Raw genomic sequence first — 19,152 nt, forward strand, 5'->3', positions numbered from 1 at the left:
GCATCGAACCCGGCATCTCATCGAGATCACCAATCTCTGGATTCCGGGTTCGGGCCTCCGGCCCGCCCGGGAATGACGGTGATTAAACGGAACCAGCCATGGCCGCGTACGGTCTCTACACGCACATCGCCTCGAACAAGTTTCGTTCGATGCTGCTGCTCGCCGGCCTGTTCGCACTGGTCTACGTGCTGGTCTATGCCGGCGCGCTGGTTGCCGAGGTCGTCATCAACGGCAACGGCACCGTCACCTATTATCTGAGCCAGGCCTTCACCGACCTGCTCAAGGCCGCGCCCTTCGCGACGGTCGCAGCGGCGGCCTGGATCGTGATCGCCTATTTCTTCCACCAGTCCATGATCGACGCCGTGACCGGCGGCCACGACGTCACCCGGCAGGAGGAGCCGCGGCTCTACAATCTGCTCGAGAACCTCTGCATCTCGCGCGGCATCACCATGCCGAAGCTGAAGATCATGGAGAGCCCGGCGCTGAACGCGTTCGCGACCGGTCTCAATCCCAGGCAATATTCCATCACCGTCACCACGGGTCTGCTCGAGGCGCTGAACGACAAGGAGATCGAGGCTGTGCTCGGCCACGAGCTGACCCACATCAAGAACGGCGACGTGCAGTTGATGGTGGTGGCCGTCATTATAGCCGGCGTGGTCGGCTTCTTCGGCGAATTGTTCTTCCGCCTGTTCACGAATTTCAATTGGAGCTCCGGCTCCGGCGGCTCGTGGTCCTCGGGCTCCTCCTCATCGTCGCGGTCATCCTCGTCGAGCGACAGCAAGAATTCCGGCGGCGGCGCGGTGATCGTGATCATCATCGCGATCGTGCTGATCGTGGTGGCCTGGCTGCTGTCCCAGGTGGTCAAGCTCGCTTTGTCGCGATCGCGCGAATATCTCGCCGACGCCGGCTCGGTCGAGTTGACGAAGGATCCTGATGCCATGATCTCCGCGCTGCGCAAGATCGAGAATCGCGGCGAGCTGCCCGGTGCGACCTCAGCCGTGATGGAGCTTTGCGTCGACAATCCGCGCGAGGGCTTTGCCGATCTGTTCGCAACCCACCCCTCGATGCAATCCAGGGTCGATGCACTGGTCAAGTTTGCCGGCGGCCATGATCCGGGCCCGCTGCCGCCGACCGCAGAAACGGACCAGCCCGAAAAGGAGGAGCCGCCAGCCGACCAGCAGGACGCCCCAGCGCCGCTCCGCCATGGCCCCTGGAACGATGCTGACGGCCCAGCCGCTCCGCCGCCCGTACCTGGCCCCTCCGGAACCGCGACCGGCAACCCCGTGGGTAATCCAATGGGTCCCTGGGGCCGTCACTAAGCACGCGATGTGCCACCATGCGTGGCAGGTTTCGCCGCGATTGGGAAAAACTTCGGGAATTGCCGTATCGACATGCCGAGGAATTGAATTCTCCCTTGTTTCTGCCATGTTCGCGCCCAACAGCAGACTCGGGACATCGATTTGGGGCCCGGCCGATTGCGACCTCGCGATCGGGGGCGCGCGTTAGGGGACAGCAATGGCAAAGCCGGCAGTGGTTGTGGTGGGCGCGGACAAGGGCGGGGTCGGCAAGACCACGGTGTCGCGTACTTTGCTCGATTATTTCTCAGCCAACAACGTGCCGACGCGCGCCTTCGACACGGAGTCGCCGCGCGGAACCCTGAAGCGCTTCCACCCCGACATCACCGAGATCGTCGACATGACGACGACGGCCGACCAGATGAAGATTTTTGACACGCTCAACGCTGTCAGCCCGTCGGTCACCGTCATCGACGTCCGCGCCGGCCTGCTCTCGCCGGCGCTCGCCTCGCTGCGCGACATCGGATTCCTCGACGCCGCCAAGGCCGGCCAGATCACCTTCGCGGTATTCCACATCCTCGGACCCTCGATCGCCTCGCTGGAGGAGATCGCGGAGACCGCGGGCTTCATGACCGGCGCGAAATATTTCCTGGTGAAGAACTTCATCAACGACACCCAGTTCTTCCAGTGGGACCAGGCGACCTACAATTCCTATTTCCACCGCATCAAGGACGCCACCGAGCTGACCATCCCCAAGCTCAACGAGATGGCCTACGAGCAGGTGGAGGTGTCGTCCGTCCCGTTCCTGAAATTCGTCGCCAACAAGGGCATCAACGACGAAGCCGCCAACTACTCCTTCGTGCTGCGCGGCTATGTCCGGCACTGGCTGGCCAATGTCTGGAGCGAATTCGATCGCATCCGCCTGACCGACATCGTCGGCTCGAAGCCGGTCACCCGCAACAGCGAAAAATAGTTGCGAAGTGCGGGCTGATACGGCTGGATTGGTCGCCAAGTTCGACTGATATAGCTGTCGATGCCCGCAACGCCCGTCTACATCATCTGCTCGCCACGCCCGCAGGTCGGCAAGACCCTGCTGGCGCGGCTCTTGAGCGAATTCCTGCTGCTCAAGAACGGCAATGTCGCGGCTTTCGACGTCAATCTGAAAGAGCCGTCGCTGCTCGATTACCTGCCTAAGGTGACCGAGACCGCCGACGTGATCGACACCTACGGCAAGATGCAGCTGATGGACCGCGTCATCGTCGACGACGGGCTTGCCAAGGTGATCGACCTCGGCTTCCACGCCTTCGACGAGTTCTTCAAGATGACCGAGGAGATCGGCCTGTTGAAGGAGGCGGCACGCCGCCACGTCGCTCCGCAGATCCTGTTCATCGCCGATACCGACCGCGTCTCGGCGCGCGCCCACGAGATGCTGCGCACCCAGATCCCCCGCATGAACCTGATCACGGTGGACAACGAACATGTCGTGCGCGGCGAGCTGCCAGTCGCAATGGCCGGCGGCCGGCTATTCCGCCTACCCGCGCTGCCCGGTTTCCTCAAGACCTATATCGGCCGGCTGAACTTCTCCTTCACCGGCTACCTCCGCCAGGAGAAGGACTCCTCCACCGAGCTGCACCAATGGACCCGGCGCAACTATCTTGCCTTCCGCGAGCTTGAGCTCAGCCTGATCCTGCAACGGTCCTAATTTCTATCCGGGTAATATTGACGCCCGGTGGAGCGGCCGCTAAAGCATGATCAGCATCCTCACGTCAAAGGCCGTCCCGTGACCATCGATCGGAAAGCAGCGATTGCCGCCTACAAGGAGCGCAAGACCATTGCCGGCATCTATGTCGTGCGCTGCGCGGCGTCGGGGCAGGTCTGGGTCGGCCAGGCGCCCAACCTGGAGACGATCCAGAACCGCATCTGGTTCTCGCTGCGCCAGGGCAGCCACACCTGCCGGAGCCTCCAGGCCGCCTGGACTGCGCATGGCGAGGCCGGTCTGACGTTCGGCGAATGCGAGCGGCTGGAGGACGAGGAGAGCGACTACGTCAGGAACGCGCTCCTGAAGGAGCGCCAGCTGCATTGGCGGGCCGAGCTGAACGCCGAGGCGATCTGAGGATCCCTGCCGCTTCTCAGTGCCCTTCGAACGTCATCAGCGTGCGCACCGGCACGTCCATCGCGCGCAGCTTGGCGGCGCCGCCGAGCTCGGGCAGGTCGATGATGAAGCAGGCGGCGACCACGTTGGCGCCGATCTGACGCAACAGCTTCACCGCACCTTCCGCGGTGCCGCCCGTGGCGATGAGGTCGTCGACCAGGATGACGCGCTCGCCGGGTTGGATCGCGTCGACATGCATCTCCATCTCGTCGATGCCGTATTCGAGCGAGTAGGCGATCCGCACGGTGGTGTGCGGCAGCTTGCCTTTTTTCCGGATCGGCACAAAGCCGGCGGAGAGCTGGTGCGCTACCGCGCCGCCGATGATGAAGCCCCTCGCCTCCATGCCGGCGACCTTGTCGATCTTGTTGCCGGCCCATGGATTGACGAGCTCGTCGACCGCGCGGCGGAACGCCCGCGCATCCGCGAGCAGGGTGGTGATGTCGCGGAACATGATCCCCGGCTTGGGATAGTCGGGGATGGTGCGGACGCTCGCCTTGATGTCGTGGTCAAATGTCATTGGTCATCTCGCTCTGGCTTTTCCACCGTCATTGCGAGCGAAGCGAAGCAATCCAGATCTTCTCCGCGGCAACACTCTGGATTGCTTCGTCGCCAGCGCAAAATTGCTTCGCAATTTTGTCGCAGGCTCCTCGCAATGACGGTTCTTACTCAATTCGCCCCGGCATCCAGCCGGAACGCATTCTCAACAATGCGCAAGCCCACCTCGTTGCCGAGCGACATCAGCGATTCCGGATGGAATTGCACGCCGGCGACCGGCAGGGTCTTGTGCTCCAGCGCCATAGCGACGCCGTCCTCGGTGCTGGCGGTGACATCAAGCACCTCCGGCATGCTGTCGCGCTCGACGAACAGCGAGTGATAGCGGCCGATGACGATCTCGTTCGGCAGATTGCGCATCAGGCGTCCGCCGCGCACCTGCACCCGCGAAGGCCGGCCGTGGGCGGGATGGGAGAGCTGACCGAGCTCGCCGCCGAAATACTCGCCGATCGCCTGCACGCCGAGGCAGACGCCGAACACCGGTAGCCTCTTCTCCAGCGCCGCATCGATCGTGGTCTTGATCGCGAAATCTTCGGGCCGCCCGGGGCCTGGCGACAGCACCAGCAAATCCCATCTCTTCTGCTTGAGCATGTCGAGCGCGTGCACATAGCGGACCACGGTGACGCTGGCGCCGACCTGGCGGAAATAGTCGGCGAGCATGTGCACGAAGCTGTCGTCATGGTCGATCAGCAGCACCTGCTTGCCCGAGCCGGTCGCATCCGGAGCGAAGGTCGAGAGAGGCTTCGGCGGATCGCCGCGCAGCGCCTGGAACAGCGCGGCGGCCTTGACCTGGCATTCGCGATCTTCCGCGGCCGGATCGGAATCGAACAGGCAGGTGGCGCCGACGCGCACCTCGGCGAGCCCATCCTTCATGCGGATGGTGCGGATGGTGAGACCGGTGTTGATGCTGCCGTCGAAATTCACGGCACCGATCGCACCCGCATACCAGCGCCGCGGCGAGCGCTCGTGATCCTCGACGAACTGCATCGCCCACAGCTTGGGCGCACCGGTGACGGTGACGGCCCAGGCGTGGGTGAGGAAGGCATCGAGCGCGTCGAAGCCGGGGCGCAACATGCCCTCGACATGGTCGACGGTGTGGAACAGTTTTGAGTAGGTCTCGATCTGGCGACGCGCGAGCACCTTGATGGTGCCGGGCACGCACACGCGCGCCTTGTCGTTGCGATCGACGTCGGTGCACATGTTGAGCTCGAACTCGTCCTTCTCCGAGTTCAGGAGCTGGCGGATCTGCTCGGCATCGCCGATCGCATCGGTGCCGCGCGCGATCGTGCCCGAGATCGGGCAGGTCTCGACGCGGCGGCCGTCGGAGCGCACGAACATTTCGGGCGAAGCGGAGACGAGAAACTCGCCCTCGCCGAGATTCATCAGCGCGCCGTAGGGCGACGGATTGATGACGCAGAGACGCTGGAACACTTCGGCCGGCGAGCGATCGCAGGGCTCGGCGAACAGCTGTCCCGGCACCGCCTCGAACAGATCGCCGCGGGCGAACGCGGCGCGCGCCGTCTCCACCGTGGCCTGATATTCGCCCGGCGCGTGATCGGCAAAGCCCTGGCGCGGCGTCTTCAGGTATGGGCTCTCGGCCGTCTCGCGCGGCAGGCCTTCGGTCGATTTGCCCTTCCAGGCGAAATCGTAGGAGAGCACCACACCGCGGCCGGTGGCGCGGTCGTAGGCGAGCAGGCGGTCGGGCACATAGAGCACGATATCGCGCTGGTCGGCCTCGCGCGGGCGCTTCTGCACGAGATCCTCGATCTGGAACACGAGGTCGTAGGCGAAGCCGCCGAACAGGCCGAGCAGCCCGTCATCGTTGGCGGAGAAGGCGGCGATGATGTCGCGCACCAGCGACATCACACTGGCCCGGCGGGTGCGCTGGTCCTCCTCGACCGGGGCATCGCCGCGGATGATGTGGCCGGCAAGGCGCGTCGGCGTCTTCTCGGAGATTACGACGCAGGGCTCGCGCAGGACGTCGCCGAGGAAGGCGATCAGCACCTCTCCGCGTGCGTTGAGCGCTTCCAGCTTGAAATTGACGCCCGTGGTCTCGAGCTTGAGCGGCGGATCGGAGAAGCCGAGGTCAAAACTTTCGTAGCGGCCGGGCACGGTCGTGCCGGAGGACAGCACCACGCCGCGGCGGCGGTCGAGCAGGTTGATCAGGTCGTCGAGCCGGCTTGCACCTCCGGTAAACTGCTCGGCCACGCGCGTGATCGCAAGACCCGCGCGGGTCGGATAGTCGCTTCTGGCCGGGAGAGCAAAGACTGTCCTGTTCATGTGATCCTCTTGGGGTCCTCTTACGAGACTTGCCGAGGGAACGCCACACAGGACAAACGATCAGGCCGCCGCGCTGTGCTGGCGACCTCGAGCGATCTTGGGAAAAGAAAGCGCACCGGCCACCTCGTCAGGAGGTGCGCCACCAACGACGGGCTGGGCGGGCTACGGTGCTCATGGGCGGGATACTCACCATGGCCGGGCGGCGGCGTCAAGGGTGAGCTGCGTGGCCTCGATCGCCAAAATCGCGCGGCCGGGTTGCGCTCAGGCCCTGATCTCCAGGCTGTCATGCCCCATGGCTGCGTCCGCAGCATGATGCTCGATGTCGGCTCGGGTCGCTGTGAGCAGGAGTTGACCGCCGGATCCGATGACGTTGCTACGGTCCGCCAGGGTTTCAACCAACACGCCGGTCTTTCGTGTGACCGCGTACCAAGTGGCACGGTCGTCGCTCACGCGCAGTGCCGTGATCATCGCGGCTGGATCCAGATCCAATCTTCGCAACAGCAGGTCGATCGCTTCGGCTGCCAGGTTTTGCTGGGCAATTCTCACGAAGCTCGCGATCGTGTCCGCTCCCACACTCGACAGCTGCGCCCCCACCATCGGACTAACTGGGGCCATTTCATAGAGTCGTCCGCCCGCTTCTTCAACGACGCATAGCCGCGAACCTTTGTCGGTCTTGACACCGAATGTCCTGCATTGCTCTCCCTCCACATCCATGTCGAATCCTGGGAGAACCATGACCTTGAGCTCCGGATCAGGCGTCGCAGCCCCGCATGCCGCGGCAACGGTAATCTGCACGCTGTCGGTCATCTGGAAGCGAATCTTATGGACGCTTCGCCATATCTGGCGCTGCGACGAATATGGATTCAGTTGCGCAATCCGTTCGATTTCTGAAGCGTAGTGCTCCTTTGACACAGGGTGGAGTTCGGGCCAGCCCGCAATCCATCGCGCCGCGAGGTGTGTGATTGGCTGTCGGCGCTCTGCCTCGTAGAAGCGATCATCAAGCGCGCTGAGAGCCGCAGAGCGGTTTTCGAATCCGTTTTGCAGTGCGGCTTCGCCGGGGTGCGCCTCCACCCAGGCCATCATCTCTTGCAAAATCTGGTGTTGCGCGCTCGCTCCCATGGCCTTCAGTCCAGCGAGCGCATCACCGGATGTCGTGGGTAGCATCTCGGCGCCCGTGTTGCCGATGAACTGGCTGTGACCGCCGTTGTCGACCTGAGCGAGATAGTAGTCGGCGTGATACGCTTGCATCGCCACGGCGGGCAGCTCGTGTCTCGAGTAAATGCCCACGTGCAGCGACGTAGTCGACCACAGCGCCGGTTAGATAATAGGCCTTCTTAGGGTCCTGAGCCGCTTCCAGGTCCGTGCGAGGTACGACAATCGTCGTCAAACGTCCCTTCACAATCATCGCGCACCTCCGCAGTCGCATGTAGAATGTATGCGACCACGTCTTAAAGTTGCATAAGGGCAATTTCGATAGTAGCTGGTTGCCCCAGGGCGCGCTATCTCACTGCCCTACCCGAGATGCTTCCGGAAAAACTCCGTCGCCCGGCCCCAGGCGAGCTCGGCGGCTTCGCGGTCGTGCACGGCTTGGCGCTGCTCGTTGACGAAGGCGTGCTCGGCATCATAGCGGAACAGCTCCAGCGACTTGCCGGCCGCCTTCATGGCCTTCTCGAAGCCGTTGACCAGCTCCGGCGTGCACCAATCGTCCTTGTTGGCGAAATGGGCCTGCAGCGGGATCTTGACGTCGGCGGGCTTGGCCGCCTGCTCGGGCGGGATGCCGTAGAACACGACGCCGGCCGCGAGCTCCGGGATCTTGGTCGCACCGATGATCGTGACGGCGCCGCCGAGGCAGAAGCCGGTCAGCCCGACCTTGGCACCGTTGCGCGACAGATATTGCGCGGCCCCGCGCACGGTCTGCGTGGTGGCGTCCATGAAGTCGAGCGAGTTCATCTCCTTGTTGGCGCTGTCCGTGTCGTGATACGGCACCACCTTGCCCTTGTAGAGATCGGGCGCGAGCGCATCGAAGCCGGCCAGCGCAAAGCGGTCGCACAGGCCCTTGATCTGGTCCGACAGGCCCCACCATTCCTGGATCACGACCACGCCCGGAGCGTTGCCGCGCGCGGCATTGGCGAGATAGCCCGAGGCGTCCTTGCCGTCCGGGCGCTTGAAGGTGATGGCGGTTCCCATGGTGTCCTCCGGTGAGTTTCTGGGGAGCAGTTGGGGGCATCTTGGCGGGTGGGAGCGGATGGCGCAATCCACAGTCGCGTCATTCCGGGCTCGATGCTGACGCATCGCCGCGGAATGGCAAAGCAACAAAAAAGCCCCCTTGCGGGGGCTTCTTCAGTCTCGTCTTGCGCCGCTCAGTGCGAGCTGGCCCAGACCTTCTTCTTGGTGAAGTACATCAGGCCCGCGAAGATGATCAGGAACACGAAGACCTGGAAGCCGAGGCGCTTGCGCGCTTCCATGTGCGGCTCGGCAGTCCACATCAGGAAGGTGGTGACGTCCTTGGCGTACTGCGCGACCGTGGCCGGCGAGCCGTCGTCATACGTCACCTGGCCGTCGCTGAGCGGCTTCGGCATCTTGATGGCGTGGCCCGGGAAGTACTTGTTGTAGTACGAGCCCTCCGGAATGGTGACGCCCTCGGGCACCTTGTCCTCAAAGCCCTGCAGCACTGCCGCGACGTAGTCCGGGCCCTGCTCCTGGTACTGGGTGAAGAAGTCGAAGATGAACCAGGGGAAGCCGCGCTTGTAGGAACGCGCCTTGGTGATCAGGGACAGGTCGGGCGGCGCCGCGCCGCCGTTCGCCGCACGAGCGGCCTGCTCGTTCGGGAAGGGCGAGGGGAAATAATCCGCCGGGCGCCCCGCACGTTCGAACATGTCGCCCGCATCGTTCGGGCCGTCCTTAACCTTGTACTCGGAAGCGAACGCAGCCGCCTGCGCCACCGAATAGCCGGGTCCGCCGGGCTCCGAGAGGTTGCGGAAAGCGACGTAAGACAGGCCGTGGCAGCTGGCGCAGACCTCCTTGTAGACCTTCAGGCCGCGCTGCAGCGCGCCGCGATCGAACTTACCGAAAGGGCCCGAGAACGACCATTTATTGCCGGGCGGCTGGTCGCTGCCTTCAGACGCCTTCGCGCTGTCGATCGAGCCCGCGAACAACGAGCCGGCGAGCGCCAGCACGATCGCGGTCGAGACCATCGGCGTCGACCTGCTGCCGGTCTTGGCCAGCACCGCATCCGAGATCGAGTTCGGCACCGGACGCGGCTTCTCGATGCGCGAGAGCAGCGGCAGCACGATCAGGAAGTAGGCGAAGTAGCAGACCGTCAGGACCCGGCCGGCAACGACGTAGATGCCCTCCGGCGGCTGCGCGCCGAGATAGCCGAGCAGGATGCAGACCACGACGAAGATCCAGAAGAACTGCTTGGCCAGCGGGCGATACTTCGACGACCTCGTCTTCGCGGCGTCGAGCCAGGGCAGGAAGCACAGGATGATGATCGCGCCGAACATCGCGATGACGCCCGCGAGCTTGTTCGGGATCGAGCGCAGGATCGCGTAGAACGGCAGGTAATACCATTCCGGCACGATGTGCGGCGGCGTCACGCCCGGGTTCGCCGGAATGTAGTTGTCGGCGTCGCCGAGATAGTTCGGCATGTAGAAGATGAACCAGGCGTAGAGCAGCATGAAGCAGGCGACGCCGAACATGTCCTTGATGGTCGCGTGCGGCGTGAACGGCACCGTGTCCTTTTCCGTCTTCGGCTCGACGCCGTCAGGATTGTTCTGACCGGCGACGTGCAGCGCCCAGACGTGGAGCACGACGACGCCCGCGATCAGGAACGGCAGCAGATAGTGCAGCGAGAAGAAGCGGTTCAGCGTCGGATTGCCGACCGAATAGCCGCCCCAGAGCAGCGTCACGATGCTCTCGCCGAAATAGGGGATGGCGGAGAACAGGTTGGTGATGACGGTAGCGCCCCAGAAGCTCATCTGCCCCCACGGCAGCACGTAGCCCATGAAGCCGGTCGCCATCATCAGCAGGTAGATGATGACGCCGAGGATCCACAGCACCTCGCGCGGCTCCTTGTAGGAGCCGTAATAGAGACCGCGCAGCATGTGGACGTAGACCGCGAAGAAGAACATCGACGCGCCGCAGGCATGCATGTTGCGCAGCAGCCAGCCGTAGTTCACGTCACGGACGATCAGCTCGACCGACTTGAAGGCGAGATCGGCATGCGGGGTATAGTGCATTGCCAGGATCACGCCGGTCAGGATCTGCATCCCCAGCATGAAGGAGAGGATGGCGCCGAAGGTCCACCAATAGTTCAGGTTGCGCGGGGTGGGATAGACGACGAACGAAGAGTGCATGAGGCCGAGGATCGGCAGGCGTCGCTCGATCCATTGCAGGGCCGGATTGCTCGGCTGGTAGTCGGATGGTCCGCTCATGATGCGATCCTGAGGAAATAGTACGACGAGACGGCGCGAAGCTTCGGACGAAGGCCCGAAGCTCAGCCGATCTGGATTTTGGTGTCGGAAACGAACTGGTAGGGCGGCACCGGCAGGTTCGCGGGCGCGGGCCCCTGGCGGATGCGGCCGGACGAATCGTACTGCGAACCATGGCAGGGACAGAAGAACCCGTCGTAGCTGCCTTCATGAGCGATCGGGATGCAGCCGAGATGGGTGCAGATGCCGATCACGACCAGCCATTGCTCGTGGCCGGACTTGACGCGGGCCTCGTCGGTCTGCGGATCGGGCAGGCTCGCCACGTTGACGGCGCGCGCCTCGTCGATCTGCTTCTTGGTGCGGTGGCTGATGTAGATCGGCTTGCCACGCCAGAACACCTTGATGTCCTGGCCTTCGGCGACCGGGCTGAGATCGACCTCGATCGGCGCACCGGCGGCGATGGTCGAGGCGTCAGGATTCATTTGAGAGATGAAGGGCCAGAGCGCGGCCGCGCCCCCTACTGCTGCAGCTGCCCCCGTTGCAACGAATAAGAAATCACGGCGTGTCGGATGGTCCGCCGAAGACGCTGTCGTCACGATTCCAACCCTTTCTTCTTGTGCAACCGGTGGAACCGCTCCAGGGGGCGCCCCATGAGGTCCCCGGAAAGGCTGCCGGCGCCCGCGGCCCCCCGCGGCGGCAGAACTTCGCATGTTCACCTCTAAACGGGCGAAACAGCAGTCCAGAATCGTTCTATTGGCACCCTTGCCGGGCGAGCGCAAGCCCGCTATCGGCGCAGGGGCGTGCCATGCACGAATTCCCGGGCAGGCGATGTTTTATTGAGACATTTCCGCCCCGCAACCAACCCCGCCGCCCTCGATGCAGATAGCGCTTTTCCAGCCCGACATCCCGCAGAACACCGGCACGATTCTCAGGCTGTGCGCCTGCCTCGGACTGGCCGCCCATATCATCGAACCCGCAGGGTTCCCGGTCTCCGACCGCGCGTTCCGCCGGGCGGGAATGGATTACCTCGACCATGTCAGCATCCTCAGGCATGACTCCTGGCTGAAATTCGAGGACTGGCGCGCCGCGCATGGCTATCGGCTGCTGCTGTTCACCACGAAGGGCGCCACCGACTATCGCGATTTCCGTTACCAGACGTCGGACATCCTGCTATTCGGGCGCGAGAGCGCCGGCGTCACCGACGCCGTGGTCGAGGCCGCGGATGCCCGGCTGGTCATCCCGATCAGGGCGGGGCTGCGGTCGCTCAATGTCGCCATGACGGCGGCAATGGCCGCAGGCGAGGCGCTGCGGCAGATCCGGTAACCCGCACGTTTGAACAGGTTGAGGAGAGACGATTGAGTTACGCGGTCAAGGAAATCTTCCTGACCCTGCAAGGCGAAGGCGCCCATGCCGGGCGCGCTTCCGTGTTCTGCCGCTTTGCCGGCTGCAACCTCTGGAGCGGACGCGAGGCGGACCGCCTCGAGGCCATTTGCAAGTTCTGCGACACGGATTTCGTCGGGACCGACGGCACGCTCGGCGGCCGCTATGGCTCGGCCGCGGAGCTCGCCGACACCATCGCCGCGCAATGGCGTGCCACCGAAGCCAACCGCTACGTGGTGCTCACTGGCGGCGAGCCGCTGCTCCAGGTCGACACAGCCTTGATCGAGGCCCTGCACCAGCGCGGCTTCGAGATCGGGGTCGAGACCAACGGCACCATGGCCGCGCCTGACGGCCTCGACTGGATCTGCGTCAGCCCCAAGGGCGGCAGCGAGCTGGTACTGCGCCAGGGGCACGAGCTGAAGCTGGTCTACCCGCAGGCCCTCGCCGCGCCCGAGACGTTCGAGCACCTCGCCTTCGAGCGCTTCTCGTTGCAGCCGATGGACGGTCCCGAGGTCGTCGAGAACACCGCGCGCGCGATCGACTATTGCCTGCGCCATCCGCAATGGCGGCTGAGCGTGCAGACGCACAAATCGCTCGGCATCAGATAGGACGGGAATGCTGATGGACATGTCGACGATCGAAGACCGCAAGTCCCGCGCCCGCGCCTGGTTCGAAGCCTTGCGCGACGACATCTGCGCGAGCTTCGAGCGGCTCGAGGACGATGCGCCGCAAAGCCTCTATCCGGGCGAGGCCGGCCGCTTCAAGCGCACGCCCTGGCAGCGCACCGACCATACCGGCGCGGCCGGCGGCGGCGGGGTGATGTCGATGATGCACGGCCGCCTGTTCGAGAAGGTCGGCGTGCACTGCTCGACGGTGCATGGCGAGTTCGCCCCCGAGTTTCGGGCCCAGATCCCCGGCGCCGCGGAGGACCCGAAATTCTGGGCCTCGGGCATCTCGCTGATCGCGCATATGCGCAATCCGAACGTGCCCGCCGTGCACATGAACACCCGCTTCGTCGTCACCACGAAAGCCTGGTTCGGCGGCGGCGCCGACCTGACGCCGGTGCTGGAGCGACGGCGCACGCAGGACGATGCCGACACGATCGCCTTCCATGCCGCGATGAAACAGGCCTGCAACCAGCACAGCGGCGTTGCCGACTACGACAAATACAAAAAATGGTGCGACGAGTATTTCTACTTGCCGCACCGCAAGGAGGCCCGCGGCATCGGCGGCATCTTCTACGACTGGCACGACAGCGGCGACTGGGACGCCGACCTCGCCTTCACCAAGGACGTCGGCCGCGCCTTCCTGAAGGTCTATCCCGAGATCGTCAGGCGCAATTTCGCCAGCACCTGGACCGCAGCAGACCGCGAGGAGCAATTGATCCGGCGCGGCCGCTACGTCGAATTCAATCTGCTCTATGATCGCGGCACCATCTTCGGGCTGAAGACCGGCGGCAATGTCGACTCGATCCTGTCGTCGATGCCGCCGGAGGTGAAATGGCCGTGACGACGATGAAGCCCGCCGCAAGGCCGCTGCCCCGCGCCATGCTGATCGACATGGACGACACCATCCTGTCGGCCTATGGCCGGCCCGAGATCGCCTGGAACACGATCGCCGCCGAGTTCGCCGAGGAGCTTGCGCCGCTGCCGCCGCCGCAGGTCGCAACCGCGGTGCTCGCCTATGCGCGGCAGTTCTGGTCGACCGCGGAGCCGATCTGGCGGATGAAGCTCGGCGAGGCGCGGCGGCTCACCGTGCGCGGTGGCTTCGCCGCGCTCGCCGCCCAGGGCAACCGCGCCCTGCCCGACGATCTCGCCGATCGCATCGCCGACCGCTTCACCACCTATCGCGAGGAAGCGATCTTCGTCTTTCCCGGAGCGCATGATGCGATCGACGCGTTCAGGGCACGCGGCGTCAAGCTCGCACTGGTCACCAACGGCGCCGCCGAGATGCAGCGAGCCAAGGTCGAGCGGTTCGAGCTGACCCATCGCTTCGACCACATCCAGATCGAGGGCGAGCACGGCTTCGGCAAGCCCGAGGAGCGCGCCTATCTGCACGCGATGGAGGCGCTGGGCGTCACCGCAAAGGACACCTGGATGATCGGCGACAATCTGGAATGGGAAGTGGTGACGCCGCAACGCCTCGGCATCTATTCGATCTGGATCGACGTGCATGGCGACGGCCTGCCGGAGGGCTCGACCGTCAAGCCCGACCGCATCATCCGCTCGCTGACCGAGCTGGTGCCGGACCGGTCCTGAGCAGGGCCGAGAACAAAATATCGGAAAACAACCCCATGCACAGTAGACGGCCCCTGCAAGATCAAAGGCTTACGGATTTCACGAAACGCGTTTGATCCGTCGGGCAAATCAGGGGTAAGATGCCATCGTCCAAACTTGCGATGGCTGGTGTGCGCCAGCGTCGATCGAGACGATCAGACACCCGGGCACGGCAGCAGCGTCCGCAATTTCTCGCTCAATTGATCGACGGTGAATGGCTTGCCGATCGAGGGGGCGTTCCTGAACTCCTCCTCAAGTGGAGGTCCGCCGTAACCCGTGCTGAACAGGAAGGGAATCTTTCGAGCGCGCAAGATGCGAGCAACCGGGAAGACGAACTCTCCGGCCAGGTTCACATCGAGAAGTCCCAGATCGAAAGACGCCGCCGAAGCAAGCTCACAGGCCTTCGTGACGTGCGCAGCCGAGGCAACGACCTTGAATCCCAGCTCGTCGAGCATGTCCTCGATCATGAGGGCGACAAGCCCTTCGTCTTCGACGAGGAGAACCCTGGCTCCCGGCACCTCAGCCATTGGACGCTCCAACCAAAACGGGAAACGTCATGCGGCAGCGTGTGCCCTCAGGCTCGAACACCAGATCGAACCCTCCAGCCAAATCATGCTCGACACACCGCTCCATCAGTCGCGTGCCAAATCCTCGTCGCTTCGGCGGCATGACCGGCGGCCCACCCCATTCTCGCCATTCGCACTCGAGCATGCTTTGCGCCAGCTCGCCACCGGCTATCCGCCAGGTGAGCGACACCGATCCGTCCGGTACGGAGAGTGCTCCATATTTCGCGGCATTGGTCAGCAGTTCGTTGAGCACCATAGTAACGCTTAGCGCAGTGCGCGCGTCCAGATCGACATGTGGCCCGCCCGTTACCACCCGTCCGCCGGAGACGGGAGCAACGATGTCTTGGACCAGTTTTTCCAAAGGCGCATCCTGCCAGTTTCGCTTCGTCAGCAGGTCGTGTGCGCGGGAGAGCGCCAACAAACGTCCCGTGAACGTCGGCAGAAACTCTTCCAGCCCGGCGGCATGGCGAGCGGTCTGGTTCGCGAGCGACTGCACCGTCGCCAAGGTGTTCTTCACGCGGTGATTCAGCTCGTCGATGAGGACCCTTTGCGCATTCTCGGCACTCTTCCGCTCGCTGATGTCCACGAGCATGTTGATGGCGCCAACCAACTTGCCCGCGGCGTCGTGTAGCGGCGTCGGATAGGGAATGAACGGCACGCGCCGGCCATCCGGGCGCTCGGCGACCGCTTCGGCGCCGCGAACCGGACGGTCTTCGCGGAGCGCGACGGCCATCGGGCATTCATTATGCGGGAGAGGCGAGCCATCGGGCCGATAGAGCTTCCAGGTCACGCACCATTCGTCGCCCGGCTGCGGCGTCCTGCCCGCCATCTCAACGGCGGCGCGGTTGTAGAAATTGATGCGGCCCTCGGCATCCGTCGTGTAGATCGCCGCCGGCAGGGCCTCGAGGAGATCGCGCATGCGCTGTTCGCCTTCGCGCAGGCGATCCTCGAGCTGTTTGGTGGCGGTGACATCCTGGACGACACGAACGCCGTACAGAAAGCGGCCGCCCGAGTCGCGTACCGACGAGCTGAAGATATCGAGATGGCGCACGGAGCCGTCGGGCCGTATTGCGCGTTTGCGGATCGTGTAGTTCTCGACATCGCCACGCACTTGCCGCGCGTAGAGTTCGGCGTCCTCCTGACGGTCGTCCGGATCGGTGTAGTCCAGGAAGGTCATTCCGAGCAGCTCGGCGCGCGAGCGCCCGGTGATGCGGCAGAGAGCATCATTGACCCGCAAGAGACGCCCGGTGTCGTCCGCTTCCGAGATGCCGACGCTTGCAGCCTCATAGGTCGCGGCCAGCCGGGCTTCGCTGGCTTGCCATGCTTGTTCGGCGGCATGCAACTCCGTCACGTCAAGGGTGAAACAACGCGTATTGACGAACTTGCCGTCCACGAAGCGGCTGTTGGACGTGAGCAGCACGTGCTTCACGGAGCCGTCCCGCGCCCGCAACCGCGCAGGATACCGAGACAACGGTTCGCCGCATGAAAGGCGCTGAAGGATTTCGCCGATCACTGGAGCATCGACATGAAACTCGGCGATGTGGCGGCCGACGTACTCCTCCGCCTTGTACCCAAGCATATCCAGTTCAGCCTTGTTGGCGCGAACGATGATGCCTTCACCGCTGACGATATGAAGCCCCACAGCGCCGTTGTCGAAGAAGTCCTCCAGATCCTGGGTCTTCTGGCGGACCTCCTCTTCGACGCGCTTCCATCCGGTGACGTCCTGGAAGCAATTGATGGCGCCCTGGATGAGGCCGAAGTGGTCGCGCAAGGCGCGAACATTGACCAGCGCGGTGAAGCGAGTGCCGTCCGGCCGCGCGACAACGACAGGGGCATTGCGCGTCGGCGTACCGCGCCGGACCGCGATCGCCATGGGACAGTCGTCATGGGCGAGCGGCGTTCCGTCGAGGGAATAGAGCCGATACGAATCGCAGAAGCGCTCGCAGGCGACTTCAGGCGTCCGCCCCCACAATTCGACGGCTTCCGTGTTGTAGGCGACGATCAATCCCTCGGCGTCACAGAGGCAGACCGCGCCCGGAATGGCATCGAGCGCAGTGTGCCCGGCCGCGGCCAGTGCTTCGAACTCCGTTGGCCGGCGGCGAGCGGAGACAGGGAACTCTTCGACGTTCGACATGATTTAACTCTCGGGCGGAGGGGACGGCCCCATGCGAGCCAACCGTTCGAAAGAGATACAGGCGGACGCCCTGTTCACGCCGAACCAGCCCCAACGTCGCTCGCGAGGGATGGTTCCCAAGTACCTGCGGCGTACAGTCCAGATGGACCAATCATCGTCGCTTGGTATGGGACGGTGTGAGCTGCACGCGATGGCCCCACCCTGTCAGCGATCCGAATTCCTTCGCCTGCCGGTGTAACGACCGGCCGTCCCTGCACGTAGATGATCCTGCGGGCGCTTTTGCCCCCAAGGAGGGCGCGGCGTCGTGGATGGCGAATTGAGCATACGCAGAGCTGAAGCGAGCGACTACGCTGCCGTTCGGGGACTTGCGGAAGCGCTGGCGGCTCATATCGAAGAGCCGCCACCGCCTCTGACGCTCGAGCGCTACCTCGCCTTCTATGCCCGCGAGCATGCGCCTGTGCACCTCTTTGTGGCGCTGCTGGACAATCGCATTGTCGGCCTGATCGCCTGGATCTTGACCCACGAGCTCTATAGCGCCCAGGCGGGCATGTACATCAGTGACATCGCTGTGCATGCTGACGCGCGGAGGAAGGGCGTCGGCAGTGCGTTGATGACGAAGGCCAAGGAATGGGCCTCCGATCATGGCGTCACGAAGCTCGGCTGGGATGTCTGGAAGCACAATGCGTCGGCGATGCAGTTCTACGCGGGCCTGGGCGCGACCGTCGACAGCGAGGCCGTGCCGCATCTTCTGCGGCTGACGAGCCGCTAGCGTCATCATCGCCGATCGGCGGCTGCGGAAGACACCTCGATCTCCCCGCTGCGAACAGACGCCGCGGCCCCCTGCGCTGCGTCACGCCGCTGGAATTTCCGGGCACGGCCGGGCGGCGTGATCGGCCTGTCATGACCGCTTGCTAGGTTCGCGTCCGGATCGATCACGCGAAAGGACAATCCATGGACTTGAAAGCCGGTGATGTCGTCATGCTGAAATCCGGCGGCCAGCCGCTGACGGTCGCGGAAGTGAAGCAGGACGAGGTGCTCTGCCTCTGGATGGGCATGGAAGGCGACCTGTTCCGCGAGACGCTGCCACTGGCCGTGCTGGTGCAGGTGGAAGAGGACGAGGAGGATGAAGAGGAGGAAGACGACGACGAGGAGTGAGCACGTCTCGGACCCCACCCTCGTGAGGCTGGCGCGCGCCGCTTCAGCGCAATGATGTCTGCTTCTCTGTTAATCGCTGGAATGGCAGGCTCGTCGGCGAATGTCTACTACGGGCCCGATGGCAGACCTTTAGGAACGCTGGAGTTAGCAGGCTTGATGCACCTTGGTCAGCATTGCCTAACTTCAATTCGGTCCTCATTGTCTGCCAGTGGCTCAAAGCGGCTCTTAAGCATCTCAAAGGTGTTTCGGACGATAAACAGGCTTCCGTCGAGACGCTCGTTACGTTTGTCGACCCGGCGCCACGCTTCCTCTTCTGAGCACTCTAGAAGGTAGAGCCGCGCATGCGCGCCTAGCGCCGCCGCAGTCGCCCTCGTCTCATCGCGCTGGCGCCGCGACCAGAAGCCGAAATCAAGCACGACATCTAGGCCGAGCGTCACACACCGTCTTCAATATGTGTCGATCAGCTTCGACACCCGCTCTTGAAATTCAGCAAACTGATTCATGGGCGGATCATCGCCATACAAACTCGCCATCCATTCGTCGTGACTGAAACGAATAGCCGGCAGCTCTTCCTCCAAGCGCCGCGCAAAGCTCGTCTTTCCCGCACCAATGTATCCGTGAATCAGGTGAACCGTGGCCATGAACAACCCAAAAAAGCGAGTGCAGCCATTCTAATTCAATCTTGACGTGCGGGTAAATCCCTCACTCGGCGTAGGACAGAGGGTCACCAGCGGACGCCCCGAACTGCTCCATCACGCGCCCTGCTGCGGTCGATCCTCGAGGCAATCTTCTGAAACCGTCATAACTGAGATGTCTGACCGCTCGTGCATCTGGCGGCGGTTGATGGTCGGATTGGGAAACGAATTTCAGCAGCTTTGCTTGACCTCAGCCGGGGCGATCGATCTTCGATCCCATGGGCACGATCCAGAAGC

At 63.8% G+C, this 19,152-nt stretch carries 18 protein-coding genes and 1 pseudogene; 10 read left to right on the top strand and 9 right to left on the bottom strand.

Translation table 11 applies throughout. The features are described 5' to 3' along the window. The first annotated feature begins 98 nt into the window (after window positions 1-98). The 4 genes from P6U31_RS27465 to P6U31_RS27480 all read left to right on the top strand — a co-directional run bounded on the left by P6U31_RS27465 (window position 99) and on the right by P6U31_RS27480 (window position 3,408). Complete coding sequence (locus tag P6U31_RS27465; RefSeq protein ID WP_407184874.1) at window positions 99-1,319, top strand: M48 family metallopeptidase; 1,221 nt, start codon at window positions 99-101, stop codon at window positions 1,317-1,319. A gap of 196 nt (window positions 1,320-1,515) precedes the next feature. Continuing rightward, window positions 1,516-2,268, top strand: coding sequence for a hypothetical protein (locus tag P6U31_RS27470; RefSeq protein WP_128924119.1), 753 nt, complete (start codon window positions 1,516-1,518; stop codon window positions 2,266-2,268). 60 nt (window positions 2,269-2,328) lie between these two features. Further along, complete coding sequence (locus tag P6U31_RS27475) at window positions 2,329-2,997, top strand: hypothetical protein (protein ID WP_407184875.1); 669 nt, start codon at window positions 2,329-2,331, stop codon at window positions 2,995-2,997. Window positions 2,998-3,075: 78 nt separating this feature from the next. Then, window positions 3,076-3,408 (top strand): GIY-YIG nuclease family protein, encoded by a 333-nt coding sequence (locus tag P6U31_RS27480; protein WP_407184876.1) that lies wholly within the window; start codon window positions 3,076-3,078, stop codon window positions 3,406-3,408. Window positions 3,409-3,424: 16 nt separating this feature from the next. Here the strand turns inward: P6U31_RS27480 and P6U31_RS27485 are convergent, their stop codons facing one another. The 6 genes from P6U31_RS27485 to petA form a co-directional block, all read right to left on the bottom strand. Next, window positions 3,425-3,964, bottom strand: coding sequence for an adenine phosphoribosyltransferase (locus P6U31_RS27485; RefSeq protein ID WP_018323310.1), 540 nt, complete (start codon window positions 3,962-3,964; stop codon window positions 3,425-3,427). A gap of 149 nt (window positions 3,965-4,113) precedes the next feature. Beyond that, window positions 4,114-6,279 carry an anthranilate synthase component I gene (locus P6U31_RS27490; RefSeq protein ID WP_407184877.1) on the bottom strand — a complete coding sequence of 722 codons (2,166 nt, stop codon included), beginning with the start codon at window positions 6,277-6,279 and terminating at the stop codon, window positions 4,114-4,116. Between the two features lie 261 nt (window positions 6,280-6,540). Beyond that, entirely contained in the window at window positions 6,541-7,527 is a 987-nt protein-coding gene (locus P6U31_RS27495; protein WP_407189958.1) for a DUF4375 domain-containing protein, read from the bottom strand. A 264-nt stretch (window positions 7,528-7,791) separates the two neighbouring features. Further along, a complete protein-coding gene (locus P6U31_RS27500) occupies window positions 7,792-8,466 on the bottom strand; it encodes a dienelactone hydrolase family protein (RefSeq protein ID WP_128924116.1) in 675 nt (224 codons plus the stop codon). A 173-nt stretch (window positions 8,467-8,639) separates the two neighbouring features. Then, a complete protein-coding gene (fbcH, locus tag P6U31_RS27505) occupies window positions 8,640-10,712 on the bottom strand; it encodes a cytochrome b/c1 (RefSeq protein WP_407184878.1) in 2,073 nt (690 codons plus the stop codon). Between the two features lie 62 nt (window positions 10,713-10,774). Next, complete coding sequence (petA, locus tag P6U31_RS27510) at window positions 10,775-11,305, bottom strand: ubiquinol-cytochrome c reductase iron-sulfur subunit (protein WP_246921823.1); 531 nt, start codon at window positions 11,303-11,305, stop codon at window positions 10,775-10,777. A 280-nt stretch (window positions 11,306-11,585) separates the two neighbouring features. Here petA and P6U31_RS27515 point away from each other — a divergent pair, with 280 nt between their 5' ends. From P6U31_RS27515 to P6U31_RS27530, 4 genes are read left to right on the top strand one after another with little or no spacing between them, the layout of a single operon-like run. After that, window positions 11,586-12,032 (top strand): tRNA (cytidine(34)-2'-O)-methyltransferase, encoded by a 447-nt coding sequence (locus tag P6U31_RS27515; RefSeq protein WP_407184879.1) that lies wholly within the window; start codon window positions 11,586-11,588, stop codon window positions 12,030-12,032. 32 nt (window positions 12,033-12,064) lie between these two features. Further along, the gene (gene queE, locus P6U31_RS27520; RefSeq protein WP_407184880.1) at window positions 12,065-12,697 is read left to right on the top strand and encodes a 7-carboxy-7-deazaguanine synthase; all 633 of its coding nucleotides are present in this window, start codon (window positions 12,065-12,067) and stop codon (window positions 12,695-12,697) included. Window positions 12,698-12,710: 13 nt separating this feature from the next. Then, the gene (gene hemF, locus P6U31_RS27525; protein ID WP_407184881.1) at window positions 12,711-13,598 is read left to right on the top strand and encodes an oxygen-dependent coproporphyrinogen oxidase; all 888 of its coding nucleotides are present in this window, start codon (window positions 12,711-12,713) and stop codon (window positions 13,596-13,598) included. Then, window positions 13,589-14,347, top strand: a complete 759-nt coding sequence (locus P6U31_RS27530) for an HAD family hydrolase (RefSeq protein WP_407184882.1) — start codon at window positions 13,589-13,591, stop codon at window positions 14,345-14,347. The genes hemF and P6U31_RS27530 overlap by 10 nt, the downstream gene beginning before the upstream one ends. A gap of 173 nt (window positions 14,348-14,520) precedes the next feature. Here P6U31_RS27530 and P6U31_RS27535 read toward each other — a convergent pair whose 3' ends face one another. Further along, a complete protein-coding gene (locus P6U31_RS27535; RefSeq protein WP_407184883.1) occupies window positions 14,521-14,892 on the bottom strand; it encodes a response regulator in 372 nt (123 codons plus the stop codon). Beyond that, window positions 14,885-17,065: a PAS domain S-box protein gene (locus P6U31_RS27540; RefSeq protein WP_407184884.1), complete on the bottom strand. Its 2,181-nt coding sequence runs from the start codon at window positions 17,063-17,065 to the stop codon at window positions 14,885-14,887. The genes P6U31_RS27535 and P6U31_RS27540 overlap by 8 nt, the downstream gene beginning before the upstream one ends. A gap of 316 nt (window positions 17,066-17,381) precedes the next feature. Here P6U31_RS27540 and P6U31_RS27545 point away from each other — a divergent pair, with 316 nt between their 5' ends. Together P6U31_RS27545 and P6U31_RS27550 are read left to right on the top strand one after the other, a co-directional pair. Then, a complete protein-coding gene (locus P6U31_RS27545) occupies window positions 17,382-17,834 on the top strand; it encodes a GNAT family N-acetyltransferase (protein ID WP_407184885.1) in 453 nt (150 codons plus the stop codon). Window positions 17,835-18,016: 182 nt separating this feature from the next. Next, a complete protein-coding gene (locus P6U31_RS27550; RefSeq protein WP_407184886.1) occupies window positions 18,017-18,220 on the top strand; it encodes a DUF2158 domain-containing protein in 204 nt (67 codons plus the stop codon). A 167-nt stretch (window positions 18,221-18,387) separates the two neighbouring features. Here the strand turns inward: P6U31_RS27550 and P6U31_RS27555 are convergent. Then, window positions 18,388-18,861 (bottom strand): annotated as a pseudogene (locus P6U31_RS27555) (AAA family ATPase). Window positions 18,862-19,152 lie beyond the last annotated feature (291 nt).

Source organism: Bradyrhizobium centrosematis, from assembly GCF_045571495.1.
GTDB classification, from domain to species: Bacteria; Pseudomonadota; Alphaproteobacteria; order Rhizobiales; family Xanthobacteraceae; genus Bradyrhizobium; species Bradyrhizobium centrosematis.

What these genes read in the sequence shown, in the direction of transcription:
- P6U31_RS27465 (WP_407184874.1), top strand. Translation starts at nt 99, where the DNA reads ATGGCCGCGTACGGTCTCTACACGCACATCGCCTCGAACAAGTTTCGT.
- P6U31_RS27470 (WP_128924119.1), top strand. Translation starts at nt 1,516, where the DNA reads ATGGCAAAGCCGGCAGTGGTTGTGGTGGGCGCGGACAAGGGCGGGGTC.
- P6U31_RS27475 (WP_407184875.1), top strand. Translation starts at nt 2,329, where the DNA reads ATGCCCGCAACGCCCGTCTACATCATCTGCTCGCCACGCCCGCAGGTC.
- P6U31_RS27485 (WP_018323310.1), bottom strand. Translation starts at nt 3,964, where the DNA reads ATGACATTTGACCACGACATCAAGGCGAGCGTCCGCACCATCCCCGAC.
- P6U31_RS27490 (WP_407184877.1), bottom strand. Translation starts at nt 6,279, where the DNA reads ATGAACAGGACAGTCTTTGCTCTCCCGGCCAGAAGCGACTATCCGACC.
- P6U31_RS27495 (WP_407189958.1), bottom strand. Translation starts at nt 7,527, where the DNA reads ATGCAAGCGTATCACGCCGACTACTATCTCGCTCAGGTCGACAACGGC.
- P6U31_RS27500 (WP_128924116.1), bottom strand. Translation starts at nt 8,466, where the DNA reads ATGGGAACCGCCATCACCTTCAAGCGCCCGGACGGCAAGGACGCCTCG.
- fbcH (WP_407184878.1), bottom strand. Translation starts at nt 10,712, where the DNA reads ATGAGCGGACCATCCGACTACCAGCCGAGCAATCCGGCCCTGCAATGG.
- P6U31_RS27515 (WP_407184879.1), top strand. Translation starts at nt 11,586, where the DNA reads ATGCAGATAGCGCTTTTCCAGCCCGACATCCCGCAGAACACCGGCACG.
- hemF (WP_407184881.1), top strand. Translation starts at nt 12,711, where the DNA reads ATGGACATGTCGACGATCGAAGACCGCAAGTCCCGCGCCCGCGCCTGG.
- P6U31_RS27530 (WP_407184882.1), top strand. Translation starts at nt 13,589, where the DNA reads ATGGCCGTGACGACGATGAAGCCCGCCGCAAGGCCGCTGCCCCGCGCC.
- P6U31_RS27535 (WP_407184883.1), bottom strand. Translation starts at nt 14,892, where the DNA reads ATGGCTGAGGTGCCGGGAGCCAGGGTTCTCCTCGTCGAAGACGAAGGG.
- P6U31_RS27540 (WP_407184884.1), bottom strand. Translation starts at nt 17,065, where the DNA reads ATGTCGAACGTCGAAGAGTTCCCTGTCTCCGCTCGCCGCCGGCCAACG.
- P6U31_RS27550 (WP_407184886.1), top strand. Translation starts at nt 18,017, where the DNA reads ATGGACTTGAAAGCCGGTGATGTCGTCATGCTGAAATCCGGCGGCCAG.